General features: G+C 69.8%; 17 protein-coding genes. 7 read left to right on the top strand and 10 right to left on the bottom strand.

What is annotated here, in order from left to right; translation table 11 throughout:
• The 3 genes from AC5Y5V_RS29095 to AC5Y5V_RS29085 form a co-directional block, all read left to right on the top strand.
• Positions 1-1,761, top strand: a 1,761-nt coding sequence (locus AC5Y5V_RS29095) for an Lhr family helicase (protein ID WP_499942217.1), incomplete at its 5' end; no start/stop codon positions are given.
• Positions 1,762-1,763: 2 nt separating this feature from the next.
• Entirely contained in the window at positions 1,764-2,519 is a 756-nt protein-coding gene (gene nei2, locus AC5Y5V_RS29090) for an endonuclease VIII Nei2 (protein ID WP_499942215.1), read from the top strand.
• A gap of 170 nt (positions 2,520-2,689) precedes the next feature.
• Positions 2,690-3,013 carry a DUF732 domain-containing protein gene (locus AC5Y5V_RS29085; protein ID WP_499942212.1) on the top strand — a complete coding sequence of 108 codons (324 nt, stop codon included), beginning with the start codon at positions 2,690-2,692 and terminating at the stop codon, positions 3,011-3,013.
• Between the two features lie 7 nt (positions 3,014-3,020).
• Here the strand turns inward: AC5Y5V_RS29085 and pstS (AC5Y5V_RS29080) are convergent, their stop codons facing one another.
• Positions 3,021-4,127 carry a phosphate ABC transporter substrate-binding protein PstS gene (gene pstS / locus AC5Y5V_RS29080; protein ID WP_499942210.1) on the bottom strand — a complete coding sequence of 369 codons (1,107 nt, stop codon included), beginning with the start codon at positions 4,125-4,127 and terminating at the stop codon, positions 3,021-3,023.
• 83 nt (positions 4,128-4,210) lie between these two features.
• Complete coding sequence (locus AC5Y5V_RS29075; protein ID WP_499942208.1) at positions 4,211-5,146, bottom strand: CE1 family esterase; 936 nt, start codon at positions 5,144-5,146, stop codon at positions 4,211-4,213.
• Between the two features lie 411 nt (positions 5,147-5,557).
• Here AC5Y5V_RS29075 and AC5Y5V_RS29070 point away from each other — a divergent pair, with 411 nt between their 5' ends.
• Positions 5,558-5,869, top strand: coding sequence for a DUF732 domain-containing protein (locus tag AC5Y5V_RS29070; protein ID WP_499942206.1), 312 nt, complete (start codon positions 5,558-5,560; stop codon positions 5,867-5,869).
• 122 nt (positions 5,870-5,991) lie between these two features.
• The gene (locus AC5Y5V_RS29065; protein ID WP_499942202.1) at positions 5,992-6,228 is read left to right on the top strand and encodes a hypothetical protein; all 237 of its coding nucleotides are present in this window, start codon (positions 5,992-5,994) and stop codon (positions 6,226-6,228) included.
• Here AC5Y5V_RS29065 and AC5Y5V_RS29060 read toward each other — a convergent pair.
• Both AC5Y5V_RS29060 and pstS (AC5Y5V_RS29055) read right to left on the bottom strand, forming a co-directional pair.
• Positions 6,217-7,377 carry a PPE family protein gene (locus AC5Y5V_RS29060; protein WP_499942200.1) on the bottom strand — a complete coding sequence of 387 codons (1,161 nt, stop codon included), beginning with the start codon at positions 7,375-7,377 and terminating at the stop codon, positions 6,217-6,219. The genes AC5Y5V_RS29065 and AC5Y5V_RS29060 overlap by 12 nt on opposite strands.
• A gap of 78 nt (positions 7,378-7,455) precedes the next feature.
• Positions 7,456-8,577, bottom strand: coding sequence for a phosphate ABC transporter substrate-binding protein PstS (pstS, locus tag AC5Y5V_RS29055; protein WP_499942198.1), 1,122 nt, complete (start codon positions 8,575-8,577; stop codon positions 7,456-7,458).
• Positions 8,578-8,763: 186 nt separating this feature from the next.
• Here pstS (AC5Y5V_RS29055) and AC5Y5V_RS29050 point away from each other — a divergent pair, with 186 nt between their 5' ends.
• Positions 8,764-9,087, top strand: a complete 324-nt coding sequence (locus AC5Y5V_RS29050; RefSeq protein WP_499942196.1) for a DUF732 domain-containing protein — start codon at positions 8,764-8,766, stop codon at positions 9,085-9,087.
• Here the strand turns inward: AC5Y5V_RS29050 and AC5Y5V_RS29045 are convergent.
• Complete coding sequence (locus AC5Y5V_RS29045; RefSeq protein ID WP_499942194.1) at positions 9,082-11,880, bottom strand: arylsulfatase; 2,799 nt, start codon at positions 11,878-11,880, stop codon at positions 9,082-9,084. The genes AC5Y5V_RS29050 and AC5Y5V_RS29045 overlap by 6 nt on opposite strands.
• 88 nt (positions 11,881-11,968) lie before the next feature.
• Here AC5Y5V_RS29045 and AC5Y5V_RS29040 point away from each other — a divergent pair, with 88 nt between their 5' ends.
• Positions 11,969-12,553: a DUF5994 family protein gene (locus AC5Y5V_RS29040; RefSeq protein WP_499942191.1), complete on the top strand. Its 585-nt coding sequence runs from the start codon at positions 11,969-11,971 to the stop codon at positions 12,551-12,553.
• On the opposite strand, the gene AC5Y5V_RS29035 is transcribed toward AC5Y5V_RS29040, so the two are convergent.
• Genes AC5Y5V_RS29035 through AC5Y5V_RS29015 form a run of 5 tightly spaced genes read right to left on the bottom strand, consistent with a single transcriptional unit; the run spans position 12,542 to position 19,737 of the window.
• Positions 12,542-14,068, bottom strand: a complete 1,527-nt coding sequence (locus AC5Y5V_RS29035; RefSeq protein ID WP_499942188.1) for a glutamate synthase-related protein — start codon at positions 14,066-14,068, stop codon at positions 12,542-12,544. The genes AC5Y5V_RS29040 and AC5Y5V_RS29035 overlap by 12 nt on opposite strands.
• Entirely contained in the window at positions 14,065-14,484 is a 420-nt protein-coding gene (locus AC5Y5V_RS29030) for a CBS domain-containing protein (RefSeq protein ID WP_499942186.1), read from the bottom strand. Before AC5Y5V_RS29030 ends, AC5Y5V_RS29035 begins: the two co-directional genes overlap by 4 nt.
• Positions 14,485-14,525: 41 nt before the next feature.
• A complete protein-coding gene (locus AC5Y5V_RS29025) occupies positions 14,526-15,410 on the bottom strand; it encodes a pseudouridine synthase (RefSeq protein WP_499942219.1) in 885 nt (294 codons plus the stop codon).
• Positions 15,410-18,016 (bottom strand): magnesium-translocating P-type ATPase, encoded by a 2,607-nt coding sequence (gene mgtA, locus AC5Y5V_RS29020; protein WP_499942183.1) that lies wholly within the window; start codon positions 18,014-18,016, stop codon positions 15,410-15,412. Before mgtA ends, AC5Y5V_RS29025 begins: the two co-directional genes overlap by 1 nt.
• A complete protein-coding gene (locus AC5Y5V_RS29015) occupies positions 18,013-19,737 on the bottom strand; it encodes a glycerol-3-phosphate dehydrogenase/oxidase (protein WP_499942181.1) in 1,725 nt (574 codons plus the stop codon). Before AC5Y5V_RS29015 ends, mgtA begins: the two co-directional genes overlap by 4 nt.
• Between the last annotated feature and the right edge of the window lie 24 nt (positions 19,738-19,761).

Genomic DNA, 19,761 nt, shown 5'->3' with positions numbered 1-19,761 from the left:
ATCGCGGCGCGGGCCAGCGCCGATGATGTGGGCGGCTGGCTGGAGGGCCTGCGGACCGCGCGGCGCGCGCTGACGGTGTCGTTTGCGGGCCGCACCTGGTGGGTGGCCATCGAGGACATCGGCCGGCTGCGCGACGGGGTCGGGGTGGCCGTCCCGGTCGGCGTTCCGGCCAGCTTCACCGAGGAGGTCGCAGACCCGCTGGGCGAGCTGCTGGGCCGCTACGCGCGCACCCGCACCCCGTTCACGACGGCAGAGGCCGCGACCCGTTTCGGGCTGGGGCTGCGGGTCACCGCCGACGTGCTGGGCCGGCTGGCGGCCGACGGCCGCGTGGTGCGCGGCGACTTCGTGGTCCCGACGGTCCCCTCCGACGGCCACACCGGCGCCGGCACCGAGCAGTGGTGCGACGCCGACGTTCTGCGCATGCTGCGGCGACGTTCGCTGGCCGCGCTGCGGGCCCAGGTCGAGCCGGTCAGCACCGCCGCCTATGCCCGGTTCCTGCCGGCTTGGCAGCAGGTCGGCACGCCGGACTCCGGTCCGGCCGGGGTGGACCGGCTGGCGTCGGTCGTGGACCAGCTCGCGGGCGTGCGGATACCGGCCTCCGCGCTCGAGTCGCTGGTGCTGGCCCCCCGCGTCCGCGATTACGCGCCGGCCATGCTCGACGAGCTGCTGGCGACCGGAGAGGTCACCTGGTCGGGCGCCGGGGCGATCTCCGGCAGCGACGGCTGGGTGGCGTTGCATACCAGCGATTCCGCGCCGTTGACGCTGGTGCAGCCCGCCGAGATCGAGTTCACCGACGCCCACCGGGCGATCCTGGACACCCTGGCCGGCGGCGGCGCGTACTTCTTCCGCCAGCTGGCCTCCGACGGTCTGGCCGAGGGGCAGCTCAAGGCCGCGCTGTGGGAGCTCATCTGGGCCGGCTGGATCACCGGCGACACCTTCGCGCCGGTGCGCGCCACGCTCGCCGGCGCCGGCGCCCGCAAGCGGTCCGCCCCGGCGCATCGGGGGCGCCGCCCGCCGCGCCTGAGCAGCTACAGCGTGGCGCACGCGCAGGCCCGCACCACCGACCCGACGGTGGCCGGCCGCTGGTCGGCGCTGCCGGCCGCGGAGCCGGACTCCACCCTGCGTGCCCACTTCCAGGCCGAGCTGCTGATGAGCCGCCACGGCGTGCTGACCAAGGGCGCCGTGGCCGCCGAGGGGGTGCCCGGCGGGTTCGCCACCCTGTACAAGGTGCTGGGCGCGTTCGAGGACGCCGGCCGATGCCAGCGCGGCTACTTCGTGGAGTCGCTGGGCGGCGCGCAGTTCGCCGTCGCGTCGACCGTCGACCGGCTGCGTGGCTACGGCGACGACCCGGGCTCTTTCCAGGACCCGCAACGGACGGAATACCGAGCGCTGGTACTGGCTGCGGCCGATCCGGCCAACCCGTACGGCGCGGCGCTGCCCTGGCCCGCCTCGGGCGCCGACGGCCCCGGGGCCCGGCCGGGCCGCAAGGCCGGCGCGCTGGTGGTGCTGGTGGACGGGCAGCTGGCCTGGTTCCTTGAGCGGGGCGGGCGGTCGCTGCTCACCTTCACCGCCGATCCCGCGGCCGACCAGGCCGCCGCGCTGGCGCTGGCCGACCTGGTCGCGGCGCGGCGGGTCGCGTCGATCTTGGTAGAGCGGGTCGACGGGCTGCCGGTGCTGCACCCCGGCGCGCCGGGCCCGGTGTCGGCCGCGCTGGTCGAGGCGGGCTTCGCGCGCACCCCGCGCGGGTTGCGGCTGCGCTGACCATGCCCGAGGGAGACACCGTCTGGCACACCGCGGCGCAGCTGCGCGAGCACCTGGCCGGGCGCATCCTGACGCGCTGCGACGTCCGGGTGCCCCGTTATGCCACCGTCGACCTCAGCGGGCACGCCGTCGACGAGGTGCTCAGCCGCGGCAAGCACCTCTTCATCCGGGTCGGGCCAGCCAGCATCCACTCGCACATGAAGATGGACGGCAGCTGGAGGGTGGGCGACCGTCCACCGCGGGTGGACCACCGGGCCCGGATCATCCTGGAGGCCGGTGACATCCGCGCCGTCGGCGTCGACCTCGGCGTACTTGAGATCCTCGAGCGCGAAAAGGACACCGAGACCGTCGCACACCTGGGGCCCGACCTGCTGGGCGAAGACTGGAACCCCGCCCTGGCCGCCGCGAACCTCACGGCCGACCCGCGGCGGCCGCTCGCCGAGACGCTGCTGGACCAGCGGGTGCTGGCCGGGATCGGCAACGTCTACGCCAACGAACTGTGTTTTCTCAGCGGGCACCTGCCGACCGCGCCGGTGGGCGCGGTGGCCGACCCGCGACGGCTAGTGTCGCGGGCCCGGGACATGTTGTGGGCCAACCGCTTCCGCTGGAATCGCTGCACCACCGGCGACACCCGGGCGGGCCGGCAGCTGTGGGTGTATGGCCGCAGCGGGCAGGGCTGCCGGCGCTGCGGCACGCCCGTCGCCTACGACAACACCGGCGACCGGGTCACCTACTGGTGCCCGGCCTGCCAGCGCTGAACACCCGGCGCCCCGGTTTCCGGCAGGTATCCGCAAAGTGACCACACATCGAATTCCAAACTTTGGCACTCGACCAATACCGATCGATCACGTTTGGCGCACGTCTCAATCTGGTAAAAGTACATCGTGCAGGCGCTGCCGTCAGCACCGCTACGCAGGAGGTGCCAGCCATGACCATTCGCCTTGCGCGCCCGCTTGGGCCCGCCCTGCTCGGTGTCGCATTGATGGGCACCGCGCTGGTGTTGACGCCGATCGCACAGGCCGACGCGATCGACAACGCGTTCCTGGGCGCGATCCATGGGAAGGGCATCAACTTCGCGTCGCCGCAGGCCGCGATCATCGCCGCGCACGAGGTGTGCGACGAGCTCGACCTCGGTAGGCAGAAGTCCGATGTCGCCAACGACGTGATGAGCAGCAGCAACCTGGACGGCTACCGCGCCGGGTTCTTCGTCGGCGCCAGCGTGGCCGCCTACTGCCCCAGACATCACTCGTAACGCGCCGTCACGAGATCGCGTTGATCGCGGCCGACAGGCGTCCCCGGAACTCGTTCGGGATGGGGACATAGCCGCTGTCCGGCAGGCCCACTTGGACGCCGCCGATCGTGCTCTGCAGGAACGCCTTCACGGCCGTCGCGGCCTGGGCATCGGGATACTTCGAGCACACCACCTCGTAGGTGGCCAGCACGATCGGGTACGAGTCGGGCTGGTTGGGCCGGTAGAACGAGATCGTGTCGAGGGCGAGGTCGTTGCCCTGCTTGATGAAGAAGGCGGACGAGATCGTCTTGCCCACCGACGCCGCGCTGATCGCCACCGCGTCCGGCCCGGCCGACGTGACCACCTGGGCCACGTTGAGGTGCAGCGCCTGCGCGAACGACCATTCGACGTAGGTGATCGACCCCTCGGCGGCCTGCACGGCGGCCGCGGCGCCGTCGTTGCCCTTGGCCCCCTCACCGACGCCGCCGTTGAACTTCTTCCCGGCGCCCTTGCCCCAGGTGCCGTTGGACGCGGTGTCGAGGTAGCGCTGGAAGTTGTCGGTGGTGCCGGACTCGTCGTTGCGGAACACGACGCGGATCGGCTGAGCGGGCAGCGTAACGCCCGGGTTCAGCGCCTGGATCGCGGGATCGTTCCATGCGGTGATGCCGCCGTTGAAGATCCTGGCCGCGATCGCGCCGTCGAGGTTCAACGAGCTCACGCCGTTGACGTGGTACGCGATCGCGATGGGGCCGAAGACCACCGGCAGATTCCACACCGGCGAGCCGCAGCGCTGCTGCCCCTTGGCGTATTCGTCCTTGTTCAGCGGCGAGTCGGAGCCGGCGAAATCGGTTTGGTTGCCCATGAATTCGCTGATTCCGGCGCCGGACCCGTTGGGCGTGTAGTTCAGCGACTGCCCGTGGCACGCCTCTTCGAACGCCTTGACGAAGCGGGTCATCGCGTTGGCCTGGGCGGTCGAACCGCTGGCCTTCAGCGTCGGTTTGCCGCCGCAGGCAACCTTGGGCGCCGTGGGATCCGGTCCGGCGGTGGTGTTGTCACCGCCGCATCCCGACACCAGCGCCGCAGCGGTGAGCAGCACACCGATCAGCCGTAGGGGCGCTGTCTGCCGGGCAAGCATGCCGCATAGTAACAACACCGCCGATCGCCCAAAACTGTAGTTAAGACACAGTTTCCGCGTTGTACACGGCGCGTTCGCCGCCGTCAGTCGCGGGCATGCGCGAGGAAGAACTGCGCGATCGCCTGCGACCCGTCGAACGCACGCGTGGTGGCCCCGATCACCACCTTGGGCAGATACTGCTTGCCGCCCGGCCAGGTGTGCCCGCCGTTGTCGATCTGATAGAAGACCACTTCGGTGCCGGCCGCGCAGCTCGTGGAGGCGAAGCGGCGCACCAGGGTCCCGTCGCCGACGTCGGGCAGCACCTCGACCTCCGGCTCGCCCTGACATCCGTCGGCCACCCGCCACATGCCCACCAGGTTCCGCGCCGAGATGGAGTGGCTGATGCCGCCCCGTCCGCGCACGTTGCCGCCATCGAACGGAACCACCGGATCGGTGGTTCCGTGCGCGAACAGCACCGAAACGGGCCGGGACGGATTGCAGTCGACGCCTACCCCCAGGGTTCCGGAGATCGGCGCGATCGCGGCGAAGACGTCGGCGTGCTCGCAGGCCAGCCGGTTGGACATGAACCCGCCGTTGGACATGCCGGTGGCGAAGACGTGCCCGTGCGGCACGTTGAAGTCGTTCTGCAGCTTGTTCACCAGAGCGACCAGGAAGTCGACGTCGTGCAGATGGCGACGATCCGCCGGGGCCGCCCCGCGGCCGTCGGCCCAGCTCTTGTCGTAACCGTCCGGATAGACCACCAGCAGATTGCTCGTATCGGCCACGGCGTCGAAGTCGGTGAGGCCCTGCTGACCGGTGCCGGTGCCGCCGCCGCCGTGCAGGCTCAGCACCAGTCCCACCGGCGGGCCCGGCGGCACGTGCACCGTGTACGTCCGGTTCAGGCCGCCGAACGCGAATGTCCCGAACTGCTCCCGCGACGACGCCTGGACCTGCGGCGCGCCGCAGCCGACGAGGCACGCCGCGCCGGCCACCGAGATGGCCACCGAGATGGTCAGCGACAGCACTCGCGCCCAGGACATGCCGTCAAGTTACCGATCGTCGCCACCGACCGAGCAGGGCGGGCAGGTTGTATGGCGACCGGTGGCCGGGCTTGGTAGTGTCACCGCCTGCGCCCGCGCCCGGACGGCCCCACCGCGCGAGGCCAATCTATGAACTCTCACATTTGATTCCTAGGTGCGCGACGTCCGTCGTCAGCTGCGGAAACCCCGGCAGTCACGGCCCCGCCGCATGCTGAACACATAGGAAACCGTGTACCAGGTATCCATTTGCTGAACACATATGGACGGCAGATGAACAGATCATGTCAACTGCCCGCCGACGGCGCACCTCGGTTGCGACCACCGCCGCGGCCGACGAGTATCAAATCCAAGAACTGACGCGTCCAACGGGGACTGCTCAGATACGCAAACGCATTTCAGGGAGCACCGAAAATGGTTATCCGCCTACTGGTTTTGGCCGCTGCGCTGCTTGGCCCGCTGGCCTCAGTCGCGACCGCTTCCGCGGACACCGCCGACGACAAATTCATCAGCATGCTCAAGACCGAGGGCATCACCGACCACATATCGTCCTCACACCTCATCGAGGCCGGCCACACAGTTTGCCAGAAGCTCGAAAGCGGCATGTCCCCCACCGAGGTCGCCTACGACGTGCTGAACAGCAGCGTCATGCCGAGCTACCACTCCGGCTACTTCGTCGGCGCGAGCATCAAGTCGTACTGCCCGCAGTTCACCCCGCAGGACTGACCCGCCGGCGACCGAAGCCGAAGTGAAACACAACGGCAACCTGCGCGGTTTCGCCGCGAGCTAGGTTGGTAGGGCAACAGCAGGTGGACGCCCGGCCAACAACTAGCACGGAGAACCGTTCTTTGATCAGGAAAGTAGTGCTCAGCGCCGCGATCATGCTCGGAGCGTCGGGAGCACTGGCGTCGCCGTCAGGCGCCGACTCGGGCGCATTCGGCAACCTGAGCTGCAACTGCGAGCCGACGGCCAGCTATCCCGCCTCGCCCGGCGCGGCAGTGGACCAGGGCATTTTGAGCGGCATGGCCGAGATCGCCGAACTCAAGGGCACCCCCGAGCGCCTGCGGGAACGGTCAGCCCGCTGAGGGATTGCGGCGCACCACGGTCCCCTTGACCTCGAGGCCCATCGCCAGGTCCTCGTACTTCGGGTCCTTGCGCTTGCGCCAGCCACTGCCCGCCGTGACCGGCGGCGGCATCAGCGGCGGCAGCATGCCGAACCCGGCGTCGCTGGCGGCGAGCGGGGTTGCCGCCGACGCGAGTTGCACCGGCGTCTGCGTCGCGGGCAGCAGCCCCACCACCGCGGGCGGCGCCATGATCCTGCCCAGCGGGAACCCGGCGCCCACCAACGCAGTCGGCGCCGACGCCTCCACGGAGCCGAGCGCCCTGGCCGCGTCGGACAGGCTGGCCGCCGACGCACCCAGCGCGGACTCCCCCTCCGACAGACCCTGGCCGATTTCGGGGGCCACCGCCTGCAACGCCTGCGCGGACGTGAACTGCGCGAAGTAGCTGAGCATGTTGATCGGGAAGCCCGACGAGATGAACTGGTTGAGGTAGGTGTTCGCCAATCCGAACCAGCCGGAGTTGGGGTCGAAGGTGACGCCGAGCGACTGCAGCAGCACGTCCAGCGGCGAGTCACCGGCCGCAGCGGAAGTCGCCGCCGCGGCCTGAGCGGTTGACGTCGCGGCGGCCTGCGCGCTCGTGCCCTGCGGACTCACGATCTCCGGCGGCGTCGAGAAGAGCGTGGGCAGCGTGGTGGCCTGCGCCGACGCCGCCTGATAGCGAGAGATCGCTGACGAGTTGTTCACCCACATCCGCTCGTACTGGGCCTCGGTCTCGGCGATGGCCGCGACGTTGCGGCCAAACCCATTGGTGGCCAGCAATTGCGCCAGCTGCGTCCGATTGGCGGCGACCTGGGCGGGCGTGACGACCTGCGCCAGGACGGAACCGAATGCCGCCGCCGCGGTTTGCGCGGCCACGGCGAGCTGCTGGCAGAGCTGCGCGGTGCTGCGCATCCAGCCGAGATACGGCTCGACCGCGTTGACCATCGCCGCCGACGCGACCCCCTGCCACTGCTCGGCCAGCGAATTGACCGCGGAGGCGTACAGCGGTACGGAATCCTCGAGTCCGACGCCGAGTTGCTGCCACGCGCCCGCGGCCTCGAGCAGCGATTCCGCGCCGGGGCCGGAGTGGATGAGCGCCGAGGTGATCTCGGGCGGCAGGCCTAAGAGTTCCATAGCATCCTAGAATGACTCTCATTGGAGATTTTTGGGAACATTATTTTGACTTCATTGGAAAGTTCCCACGAACATTTATCAGGTGATCGCGTTGACCGCCGCCGCGAGCCTTTCTTTGAATGCGTCCGGGATGGGGATGTAACCGTTGTCCACTAGGCCACTCTGACCTGCACCGATGGTGCTCTGCAGGAAGGCCTTCACCGCGGTGCCGACCTGGGGATCGGGGTACTTGGAGCAGACGATTTCGTAGGTCGCCAGCACGATCGGGTAGGCGCCGGGCTGGTTCGGGCGGTAGAACGAGATCGTGTCGAGGACAAGGTCGTTGTTCTTGTTGACAATCCAGGCCGAGCCGATCGTCTTGCCCACCGAATCCGCGCTGATCGCCACCGGTTCCGGGCCGGCCGACGTGACGATCTTGGCCATGTCCAGATGCTGGGCGATGGCGAACGACCATTCGTTGTAGGTGATCGCGCCCTCGGTGCGTTTGACGGCCCCGGCGGTGCCGTCGTTGCCCATGGCGCCCTCCCCGGCGCCGCCGTTGAACGTCTTCCCGGCACCCTTGCCCCACGCGCCGTTCGCGGCGGTGTCCAGATAGCGCTGGAAGTTGTCCGACGTTCCGGATTCGTCGCTGCGGAAGACGACGCGAATCGGCTCGGCGGGCAGGGCGGCACCCGAGTTCAGCGCCTGGATCGCGGGGTCGTTCCACGTGGTGATGGCGCCGTTGAAGATCTTGGCTGCGGTCGGACCGTCGAGAACCAGCGACGTCAGACCATGCACGTTGTAGGTGATGGCGATCGGGCCGAAGACCACCGGCAGGTTCCACGCCGGCGAGCCGCAGCGCTGTTGCGCCGAGGCGTACTCCGCCGGTATCAGCGGCGAGTCCGAACCGCCGAAATCGGTCAAATTGCCTGTGAATTCGCGAATCCCGGCGCCCGAGCCGTTGGGCGTGTAGTTCAGCGTCTGCCCCGAGCAGGCCTGGCCGAACGCCTTGGCGAACGAGGTGATCGCGTTCGCCTGGGCCGTCGACCCGCTGGCCTTGAGGGCCTTCTTGCCGCCGCAACTCACGTTCGCCGCCGGAGCCCCCGAAGTGCCCGACGCGCCGCTCGGCGCGCTCGCCTTGTTGTCGCTGCCACAGCCGGCCAACACCAACGCGACGGCGGGCAGCACGCACGCCAAGGCACTAAATCGGTTGAGTTGCAATTCAGTTCCTTTGTTCAACGCAGGCTGACACACCGTATGCAACTTTCACGCACGCTTGCCCGCGCGAAGTTGTCCGACGGGTGAACAAAATATGTACAACTACCCGCTTACCTGGAAGTGCGGTCGCGGCGCCGCGAGAATTGTGGCAACTCAATCGAACCGCCGGCGTTGACAGGGAGCACCCAAATGTTGATGCGCCTCACAGGCGCCGTGGCGGCCGCGTTCATCGGCCTACTGGCAGTAGCCCCGATCGCCCGCGCCGACGCCACCGACGACAAGTTCCTCACGTCGCTGAAATCCGAAGGCATCACCGACCACACGTCGTCGGCGCACGCGATCGAGGCCGGTCACTTCGTCTGCACGAAGCTCGACAACGGTGTGCCGGTCAACGACGTGGTGAACGACGTGCTGATGAGCAGCAACATGCCCGCCTACCATTCCGGGTTCTTCGTCGGCGCGAGCATCGACGCGTACTGCCCGCGGCACAAGTCGCAGATCCCCTCGTCATAACCCAGCGCCCCGGCCGACCGCCTGCACCGACGCGTGCTCGTGCAGCGCCCGTTCGGCGGCGGGAGGCACGGGCTTGAGGTCGAAGGTGACGTCCTTGACGGTGCCGGTGAACGGGTACGGCGCCTTGTCCTCATATTCGCGGTCGACCACCAGGCCGTTGTCGCGGCCGACGTCCAGCCCGGCGTAGGACGTGAACGCCAGGGTCACCGTCTGCGGCAGCTCACCCTCGCCGATCTGCCGGGCGCCGGACCCCGCGTCGGCCCACAGCGTGACCCGGCCGCCGGAACCGACGACGGGCGCCGCCGTCTCGAACAACATGCGCACGGTGACGTCGCCGGTGGGGATGGGCTCGGTGGATGTCTGCCGGTAGGTCTCGATGCCGAGGAACGAATACGTGTGCCGCAGCCGGCGGCCCTCGTCGACCCAGAGCGCGTAGCCGCCCATGAAGTCCGCGTTGGCCACGATCACGCCCTGCCCGCCGTCGTCGGGCACTACCAGCCGCGCCTCGATCGCGTAGGACCGGCCGAAGATGCGCGGCACCATGCCGCGCTGGATGTTCTGCACCCCGCCTTGAAAGGTGACGCGCGCGGTGGGCGGCAACGGCGGCAGGTCGCCGAACATCACCGCGAGCCCACCCAGCAGCGGCAACACCCGGTTTCGCTCGGCCTCCTGCCACCACAGCCGCTGCAACTCCTCGAGTTTGTCCGGCCGCTGGGCCGCCAGGTTCTTCGCCTGCGAGAAGTCCTCGGGCAGGTAGTACAGCTCCCAGATGTCTTTGTCGGGGTCGTAGGTCCCCGGCGCGAACCGCGCCATGGTCTGCGGCGACAGGTCCCACGGCGCCTTGTCCAGCCGGGCGCAGGCCCACCAGCCATCCTTGTACAGCGCGCGGCTGCCGAAGTTCTCGAAATACTGCACGGTGTGGCGTTCCTCGTGCGCCTCCCCCTCGTTCGAGGCAAAGGTGTACACGAAGCTGGTGCCGTCCATCGGCTCCTGCTCGAAGCCGTCGACGCTGGACGGTTGCGGTAAACCGATGGCCTCCAACACCGTTGGCGCGATGTCGATGCAGTGCGCGAACTGGCTGCGCACCTCGACCGGCCCGCCGTCGGGGCGGATCCGGCTCGGCCAGGCGACCACCATCGGGTCGCGGGTGCCACCCAGGTGGCTGGCCATCTGCTTGCCCCACTGGAACGGGGTGTTGTTGGCGTGCGCCCAGCCGCTGGCGAAATGCGGGGCGGTGAACTCGTCGCCGAGCGCCTCGATGCCGCCGTACTGCTCGATCAGCTCCAATTGCCGCTCGGCGGGCAGGTCGAGGCCGTTGAGGAAGGTCATCTCGTTGAACGAGCCGGTGTTGGTGCCCTCCATGCTGGCGCCGTTGTCGCCCCAGATGTAGAAGACCAGCGTGTTGTCGGACTCGCCGAGGCCCTCGATGGCGTCCAGCAGCCGGCCGACGTTCCAGTCGGCGTTCTCGGAGAACCCGGCGAACACCTCCATCTGCCGGGCGTAGAGCCTGCGTTCGGTCTCCGACAGGCTGTCCCAGGCGGGGAACAGGTCCGGGCGCGGCGTCAGCTCGGCGTCGGGCGGGATGATCCCCAGCTCCTTCTGCCGTTCAAAGGTCCGCTGCCGGTACACATCCCAGCCCTCGTCGAACTGGCCCCGGTACTTGTCGGCCCATTCCGCGGCGACGTGGTGCGGGGCGTGAGTGGCGCCGGTCGAGTAGTACATCATCCACGGCTTGGTGGCGTTCTGGGCGCGCACGGTGTGCAGCCACTCGACGGCCTTGTCGGTGAGGTCGTCGGGGAAGTAATAGGGCTTGCCGTCCCGGCCCTCGGGGATGCCGATCACGGAGTTGTCCTGGCTGATGATCGGGTCATACTGGCCCGCCGCGCCGGACGGGAAACCCCAGAAGTGGTCGAATCCCCAGCCGATCGGCCAGTTGTCGAACGGCCCGGCCGCGCCCTGGACGTTGTCCGGGGTCAGGTGCCACTTGCCGAAAGCGCCTGTCACGTAACCGTTGTCGCGCAGGATTCGCGGCAGCGACGCGCAACTTCGCGGCCTGACCGTGGAATAGCCTGGGTAGGGACCGGGGAACTCGCAGACCGAGCCGAAGCCGACGCGGTGGTGGTTGCGCCCGGTCAGCAGCGCCGCGCGGGTCGGCGAGCACACGGCGGTGACGTGGAAGCGGTTGTAGGCCAACCCGTTTTGGGCCACCCGGGACAGCGTCGGCGTGCGGATGCCGCCACCGAACGTGTCCGGGCCGCCGAAGCCGGCGTCGTCGATCAGCACGATCAGCACGTTGGGCGCGCCCTCGGGCGCGGCGGCGCCGGGCACGATCGTCCAGTCGCCGACGGACTCCGCGACGGTGCGCCCGACCGTGCCGCCGAAGCCGCGCTGCGGCAGCGGCAGGCGGGTGCGGTCGGGGTTGAACTTCTCCATCGCCTGGCCGAGCGCCGCGCTCAGGCCCCGCGGGGTCGAACGGCGCAGCTCCGCGACCGATTTCATCGGCGAGCCGGACAGCTTGCGCTCCACGGCCAGCCGGCCCGCGGCGGGCGTCACGGTGATGATCACGGCGCTGCCCGCCGCCATCGCCGACCCGATGCGCTCCGCCAGCGCGCTCTTGATGCGGCGGTCGATCAGCCCTGGGCCGGCGAGCAGCTTTCCGGCATCCTGCAGGATGTCGTTGCCGTCGGCGTCCTTGCCGACCAGCACCGCGGCGGTCAGCGCCGCGAAGTCGCGCCGCGCCGCCTCGAGGTCCTGGTATCCGGCGACGATGACCAGCGCGTTGTCTTCGCTCACGACATGACTCCCTTCATTCGCTTCGGGACAACCGGCCGTTTCACTATCTTCAACCAGCCGGACAGTTGGGTCCGCCAGGTTTGTCATCGTGTCCGACGATCGATTGCAGCTCAAGCCCTATCGCGCCACCACGGAGCACCTGGACGGGGCCTGGTGGCCGCGCTCGACGCGGTTGGCCGACGAGTTGCCGGAGCTGCTGGCGTCGGTGGCCGACCGGCTGGGGCGCGTGGTCATGGTGGGCTACCACCGGCACGGTTGGGACGCGACGCCGGCGCAGGTGCAGGTCGCGGGCCAGACGATCGACCTGCTCGGCTTCGGTAGCGACGAACCGGCCAGCGTCGTGCTGTTCGACGCGGACGGCGGCCACATCACGTTGCACGTCATCCGGCCGGACACCGGCACCGATGTCGCTCTGCAAGCCCTGGCCGAGGCGCGCCGGCCCGATGCCGACCCGGCCGCCGGCCGGTCGACCGTCGCACGCTCGGTGGCCGATGTGGCGGACAAGCTGGCCCGGCACGAGGGGCGCGCCGACGAGCACCGCAGCTCCGAGATCAGGCAGTGGTGCGAACAGGCCGCCGAGCAATTCGTCGACGCGCCGATCCAGACCTTCGTGCCGATCCTCGTCGAGCACATCGTGCGCAACCGCATGATGCAGACCCGGTTAACTGCATAGGGCCGTGATCGCCTCGACGTCGGCCGCACCGGGCAGTCCCCAGCCCGGCCGGTAGTCCAACAGCTGGTCGGCGACCACGGTCTTCAGGTCGACGTCGAGCAACTCGATCGCGTCCAGCGGCACCAGCGCGGGGTGGACGTAGCCGCAGGCGCGCGCCAGCGTCACCAGCTCGAAGCGCAGGGTGGCGAGGTAGTTGGCGCAGCGCACCGACTTCAGCGCCGGGTCCAGGCCGTGCTGCAGCCACGGTGACTGTGTGGCGACGCCGGACGGGCACCGGCCGGTGTGGCAGCGCTGGGCCTGGATGCAGCCGATGGCGAACATGGCGGTTCGGGCGACGTTGATCATGTCGCAGCCCATGGCCAGCGCCAGCAGGGCATTCTCGGGGATCCCCAGCTTGGCCGAGCCGACGAACACCACGTCCTGCGCCAGGTCCTGCTCGGCGAAGGCCCGGTAGACGCGGGGAAAGCCCCACTTGAAGGGCAGGGCGACGTGGTCGCTGAAGACCAGCGGGGCCGCGCCGGTGCCGCCCTCGCCGCCGTCGACCGTCACGAAGTCGACGCCGCGGCCTGTGCGGGCCGTGCGCGCCGCCAACTCGAGCCAGAACGACCCCTCGCCGACCGCCGACTTGATTCCCACCGGCAGCCCCGTCTCCCCGGCGATGGTCTCCACCAGGTCGAGTAGCCCGTCGACGTCGCGGAACGCGGAGTGGCCGGCGGGGCTCTTGCAGTCCTCTCCGACCGGAATGCCGCGGATCGCCGCGATCTCAGGGGTCACCTTGGCGCCGGGCAGCATGCCGCCCAGGCCGGGCTTGGCGCCCTGGCTGAGCTTGATCTCGATGGCGCGGATCGACGGCGTGGCCGCGACCACGTCGATCAGGCGGGGCAGGCTGAACGTGCCGTCGTCGTTGCGGCAACCGAAGTAGCCGGTGCCGATCTGCCAGACCAGGTCGCCGCCGTTGAGGTGATACGGCGACACCCCGCCCTCGCCGGTCGTGTGCAGGGCGCCGGCCAACGCCGCACCCTGATTCAGCGCGGTGATGGCCGCGCCGGACAGCGAGCCGAAGCTCATCGCCGAGACGTTCACCAGCGACGACGGCCGGAAGGCCCGGGCCCGGCCGCGCGCACCGCCGAGCACCTTGGCCGCCGGCAGCGGCGTGGCCGGGTCGGGATGGTTGGGCTCGCCGTGGGGTGCCGGCACCGGAAAGGCAGCGTGCTTGATGATCGGGTAGTTGCGCACCCGCTCCAGGTCGTTGTCGGTGCCGAAGCCGAAGTACCGGTTGGCCAACTTCGACGACGTGTACACCCAGCGCCGCTGGTCGCGGCTGAACGGCCGTTCCGCGTCGTTGTCGGTGACGATGTACTGCCGCAGCTCGGGGCCCACCGCCTCCAGCAGGAACCGCAGGTGGCCGGCGACCGGGTAGTTGCGCAGGATGGCGTGCCGCCGCTGCAGCAGGTCCCAACCCGTCAGCCCGGCCAGGCCCCCACCGACGAGGGCGGCCAGGGCTCGTCGTTTCATGCCGAATCGAGATCGGCGTCGAAGCCGCTCAGCACACCCAGCAGGTCGCGGGCCGACACGATGCCGGCCAGCGCCCCGTCGTGTTCCACCAGGACGTGTCGGATGTAGCGGTCCATCATCCGAGCCGCCACCTGGTTGACCGTGGCCGCGTCGCCGCTCCACACCAGCTTCGTGCTGGCGACCTCGGCGGCCGGGACCGTCGCCGGGTCTCTGCCACCCGCGACCACCCGAACGATGTCGCGCTCGCTGAGCAGGGCGGCGGGACGCTCGTCGTGACCGACCACGATGGCCCCGACGTCGTGGGCGACCATGGCCCGCGCGACGTCGGCGACCGTGGCGTCGGCGTCGACGCGCGCCACCGGGTCGCCGGTGATGGTGGAGATCGGAATCAAGCCCGGGGAAGTGATGCCAGTCATGCCCTCATGCTGGCCAGGCCCGGAGGCTCGTACTAGTGACCTCAGTCCCCAGTTTCGGTGCCACTGGTAACCAGCGCGCGTCCGCTGACGAACTCCCGTCGCCGTCCGGTGAGCGGATCGTCGAACTCGATGCGCCGCGCCAGCAGCTGCAGCGGCGCGCTGAAGTCGTCGGCGGGGACGTCGATGACGTTGGGGTACAGCGGATCACCGATGATCGGCAGCCCCAGCGCGGCCATCTGCACGCGCAGCTGGTGGGTGCGTCCGGTCCGCGGCGTCAGCCGATACAACCCGTCCGGCCCCGCCGTCTCGATCAGCGTCTCCGCGTTGGGCACGCCCGGCTCGCAGACCGCCTGGAGGTGGCCGCGGCGCTTGACGATGCGGTTGCGCACCACCCGCGGCAGCTCCAGGTCCGGGTCGACCCCCGCGCGCGCCAGGTAGGTCTTGTGCACCAGGCCGCGGGCGAACAGCGTTTGGTAGGCGCCACGCAATTCGCGGCGGGTGGTGAACAACAGCACTCCGGCGGTCAGCCGGTCCAGGCGGTGCGCCGGGCTCAGCTCCGGCAGGCCGAGACTGCAGCGCAGCCGCACCAGCGCAGTCTGGGCCACATGACGGCCGCGCGGTGTGGTCGCCAGAAAGTGCGGCTTGTCGACGACCACGATGTCGTCGTCGTGATGCAGCACCGGGATGCCGAACGGGACGGGCACCTCGTCGGGCAGGTCGCGGTAGAGGTAAACGCTGGCACCACAAGGCAATATGGTCGCTTCGTCGACCGCGGTGCCGTCGGCGCCGACGACATCTCCGGCCAGCACCTTCGCGCGGGCCGCGGCGCCGAACCGCTCGGTCAGCTCGGCCAGCACTGGCCCGCCACGCAGCCGCACCCGGACGGGTCCCAACGCGTCGCGAACGGCCAGCGGTACGGGCCCGATCACGCGGTCGCCCGCCGCGTGGTGTGGTGGAACCGCGCGGCGCGCCGCCGGATGCGGTGGGCGCGTCCGCGGGTGCGGTGCGGCTGCCCGGCCGGCCGCATCGGCTCGGCGTAGAACATCGCCTTCGCGAGCTCGACGAGGAACAGGTAGACGACGACGAAAGCGCCCAGCACGGCAAAGAACTGCCACGGCAGCGGTGTGAAGCCGAGGGCGTGGGTCAATGGCGACATCGTGAGCGCGGCCCCGACGGCCACCACCGTGATGCTGGTGATCGTCAGCAGGCCGCTCGGCCGGCTCCGCACGAACGGCACCTTGCGGGTGCGGATGGCGAAAATGATGAGCGTCTGCGTCGCCAGCGATTCCACGAACCAGCCGGTGCGGAACTCGATGGCGTCGGCGTGCAGCGCGCCCAGCATCAACCCGAACGTGAGGAAGTCGAACAGCGAGCTGATGGGCCCGAAGACCAGCATGAACCGGCGGATGAACGCGACGTTCCAGTGGGACGGCGCCTGCAGTTGCTCCGCATCGACCCGGTCGGTCGCGATGGGCAGCTGCGAGCTGTCGTAGAGCAGGTTGTTCAGCAGGATCTGGCTGGGCAGCATCGGCAGAAACGGCAACAGCGCCGAGGCCGCCGCGGCGCTGAACATGTTGCCGAAATTGCTCGACGTGCCCATCAGCACGTACTTGATGGTGTTGGCGAAGATGCGGCGACCCTCGGCCACGCCGGTGGCCAGCACGCCCAGGTCCTTCTCCAGCAGCACCACGTCGGCGGCGTCCTTGGCCACGTCGGTGGCGCTGTCGACCGAGATGCCGACGTCGGCGGCGTGCAGGGCGAGCGCGTCGTTCACGCCGTCGCCCAGAAAGCCGACCGATCGCCCGCTGCCCCGCAGCGCGGTGATCAGGCGCGCCTTCTGCTCGGGCGAGATGCGGGCGAAGATGGTGTGATTTCGGGCGGCCTCGGCGAAGTCGGCGTCGCCGAGCGGCTCGAGCTGCGCGCCGGTGGCGGTGCCCTTGGGCGCCAAACCGAGATCGGCGCAGACCTTTTCGGCGACCTGAGCGTTGTCGCCGGTGGCGATCTTCACCTCGATGCCGAGCGCGGCCAGGTCGGCCAGCGACTGGCGCGCGGCGGCCTTGGGCTCGTCGGCGAACACCAGGAACCCGGCCAGCGTCAGCGCCGTCTCGTCGGCCGGGGTGATCGCGGTCAGCCCGGCGGCGGGTTTGACGGCGACGGCCACCACGCGGCGTCCGGCGGCGAACAGCCCCGCGAGCGTTTCCGCCGCCTCCGCCGGCACCGCCTCGCACCGGCCCAGCATCTGCTCGGGCGCGCCCTTGACGACGAGGATGCGCGCGCCGTCGTCGTCGACCAGGACCGACGTCGCGCGCCGTTCGTGGTCGAACGCCAGCATCGCGACGCGCGACGCCGCGCCGCCGACCAGTTGCTGTGACCCCGACGACTCCCACAGCGCGGCGTCGAGCGAGTTCGCGCTGGCACCAAGGGATTCCGGGTCGACGTCGGTGGCCAGCAGCCCGAGCCGGCGAACCGATTCGCTGTGCGCGCCGGCGGGGCCGACGGCGTCGACCAGCCGGATCTGGCCCTCGGTCAGGGTGCCGGTCTTGTCGGTGATCAGGATGTCGATGTCACCCAGGTCTTCGATGCACACCAACCGCTTGACGAGCACCTTCGCCCTGGCCAGCCGCCTGGACCCGGTCGCGAGGCTGGTGCTGACCACGGCGGGCAGCAACTGCGGCGTAATACCGACCGCGATCGCCAGCGAGAACAGCACCGAATCGATGACCGGCTTGGCCAGCAGCAGATTGCTGACCAGAATGACCACCACCAGTGCCACCGCGACCTGCAGCAGCAGATAGGAGAACCGGCGCAGGCCGACCTGGAATTCCGTCTCCGGCTGTCGAGTGTCCAAACCCGCTGCGATGCGGCCGAATTCGGCATTCCGGCCGGTCGCATACACCACCGCGACGCCCTCCCCGGCGCTGACGATGGTGCCCATGAAGGCAACGTCGGCCAGTTCGGCCAGTTCGGATCCGACGGGCACCGGCCGCGTCGATTTCTCGGAGCCGGTCGATTCCCCGGTGAGGATGCCTTCGTCGCATTCCAGGCCGCTGACGTCGATCAGCCGGGCGTCGGCGGGCACCGCCTCGCCCAGCGACAGCCGGATCACGTCACCCGGAACCAGCTGTGTGACCTCGACGGCGACGAATTTTCCGTCCCGGCGGACCACGGCGGTGTGGTGCACGCCCGCATGCAGCTGCGCGGCAGCGCGCTCGGCGCGATATTCGTTGCCGAAGCTCAAACCCACGCTGGTCAGCAGGATCACGCCGATGATGACCGCCTGCATGCTGTCGCCCAGGAAGAACGAGACGAGCGCGGTGCCGGCCAGCAGGATCAGCACCGCGTTGCGCAGTTGACGGCCCAGGACCGCCAGGGCGCTGACGCGATGGGTCCGCACGACGTTGGGACCGTAGCGGGCCAGTCGGTCGGCGGCCTCGGCGTTCGTCAGCCCTGTGGGCGAGCTGTCCAGCCAGCGCAGGACTTCGTCGGCGGGGGCGGCGGCGACCCGCGCGGGGCCCAGGGGGCCGTCGCTCAATTCAGCGGCACCGGCTCGAGGATCTCGGCCCGTGCCTCGGGCGCGCTGGCCCGCAGCTCGTCGGCGGACACGTCGTCGGGCTGGGCCTGCGACAAAATTTCGGCCTCCACCCGCGCGTTGTAGTTGGCCACCTCGCGGTCGACGTCCTCGGCGGACCAGCCCAGCACCGGGGCGACCACGTCGGCCACCTCGCGGGCGCAGTCGACGCCGCGGTGGCTGTACTCGATGGAGATGCGCATCCGGCGGGCCAGGATGTCCTCGAGATGCAGCGCGCCCTCGGCGGCGGCGGCGTACAGCGCCTCCACCTTCAGGTAGCCCGGGGCCTCCTTGATCGGCGCGAGCAGCTCGGGGTGGTCCGCGGCCATGGCCAGCACGTCGTCCATGAGTGAGCCGTAGCGGTCCAGCAGGTGGCGCACCCGGTAGGGGTGCAGCCCCACCCGCTCGCCGACGTGCTCGACCTGGTTGATCAGCGCGAAGTACCCGTCGGCGCCCAGCAGGCTGACCTTCTCGGTGATCGACGGCGCCACCCGGGCCGGGATGAACTGCACCGCGGCATCGATCGCGTCGGCCGCCATCACCCGGTAGGTGGTGTACTTGCCGCCCGCGATGGCCACCAGGCCCGCCGCCGGCACCGCGACGGCGTGTTCGCGGGACAGCTTGGAGGTCTCTTCGCTCTCGCCGGCCAGCAGCGGGCGCAGCCCGGCGTAGACGCCGTCGATGTCGGCGTGGGTCAGCGGGGTGGCCAGCACCTCGTTGACGGTGCCCAGGATGTAGTCGATGTCGGCCTTGGTGGCCGCGGGATGGGCCAGGTCGAGGTTCCAGTCCGTGTCGGTGGTGCCGATGATCCAGTGGCTGCCCCACGGGATGATGAACATCACCGACTTCTCGGTGCGCAGGATCATCGCGACGTCGCTGACGATCCGGTCCCGCGGTACCACGACATGCACGCCCTTGGATGCGCGTACCTGGAAGCGGCCGCGCTGCTTTGACAGCGCCTGGATCTCGTCGGTCCACACGCCGGTGGCATTGACCACGACGTGGCCGCGGACCTCGGTGACCGCGCCGTCCTCGGAGTCGCGCACCCGCACTCCGGTCACCCGGTCACCCTCGCGCAGCAGCGCCACCACCTGGGTGGAGGACCGCACGACGGCGCCGTAGTGCGCGGCCGTGCGCGCGACCGTCATGGTGTGCCGGGCGTCGTCGACGACGGTGTCGTAGTAGCGGATGCCGCCGATCAGCGAGCTGCGTTTGAGGCCCGGGCTCAGCCGCAATGCGCCCGCGCGCGTCATATGTTTCTGCGCCGGAACCGATTTCGCGCCGCCCAGGCTGTCGTAGAGGAAGATGCCCGCGGCCATGTAGGGGCGCTCCCAGATCCGCTTGGTCAACGGGAACAGGAACGGCAACGGCTTGACCAGATGCGGCGCCAGCTTGGTCAGCGACAGCTCTCGCTCGAACAGCGCCTCGCGCACCAGCCCGAACTCCAGCTGTTCCAGGTAGCGCAGCCCGCCGTGGAACATCTTCGACGACCGGCTGGACGTGCCGGAGGCCAGGTCACGCGCCTCGACCAGCGCCACCTTCAGGCCGCGGGTGGCGGCGTCCAGCGCGCACCCCGAGCCCACCACGCCGCCCCCGATTACCACGACGTCGAACTGTTCGGCCCCCAGACTCTTCCAGGCCTCCGCGCGTTGCTCGGGTCCCAGTGCGTGGATCGGACTGCTCATTCGCCGCAACTCCTCCTCGGTTTC

The organism is Mycobacterium sp. NGS68 (assembly GCF_059812195.1).
The sequence above is the reverse complement of the archived record's forward strand: the minus strand, read 5'-3'. Positions and strand labels throughout refer to the sequence as shown.

Bases quoted from the DNA above. Each gene is read 5' to 3' on its own strand.
- nei2 (WP_499942215.1), top strand. From the start codon at position 1,764: ATGCCCGAGGGAGACACCGTCTGGCACACCGCGGCGCAGCTGCGCGAG.
- AC5Y5V_RS29075 (WP_499942208.1), bottom strand. From the start codon at position 5,146: ATGTCCTGGGCGCGAGTGCTGTCGCTGACCATCTCGGTGGCCATCTCG.
- AC5Y5V_RS29085 (WP_499942212.1), top strand. From the start codon at position 2,690: ATGACCATTCGCCTTGCGCGCCCGCTTGGGCCCGCCCTGCTCGGTGTC.
- AC5Y5V_RS29015 (WP_499942181.1), bottom strand. From the start codon at position 19,737: ATGAGCAGTCCGATCCACGCACTGGGACCCGAGCAACGCGCGGAGGCC.
- AC5Y5V_RS29030 (WP_499942186.1), bottom strand. From the start codon at position 14,484: ATGACTGGCATCACTTCCCCGGGCTTGATTCCGATCTCCACCATCACC.
- AC5Y5V_RS29035 (WP_499942188.1), bottom strand. From the start codon at position 14,068: ATGAAACGACGAGCCCTGGCCGCCCTCGTCGGTGGGGGCCTGGCCGGG.
- pstS (WP_499942210.1), bottom strand. From the start codon at position 4,127: ATGCTTGCCCGGCAGACAGCGCCCCTACGGCTGATCGGTGTGCTGCTC.
- AC5Y5V_RS29050 (WP_499942196.1), top strand. From the start codon at position 8,764: ATGTTGATGCGCCTCACAGGCGCCGTGGCGGCCGCGTTCATCGGCCTA.
- AC5Y5V_RS29060 (WP_499942200.1), bottom strand. From the start codon at position 7,377: ATGGAACTCTTAGGCCTGCCGCCCGAGATCACCTCGGCGCTCATCCAC.
- AC5Y5V_RS29070 (WP_499942206.1), top strand. From the start codon at position 5,558: ATGGTTATCCGCCTACTGGTTTTGGCCGCTGCGCTGCTTGGCCCGCTG.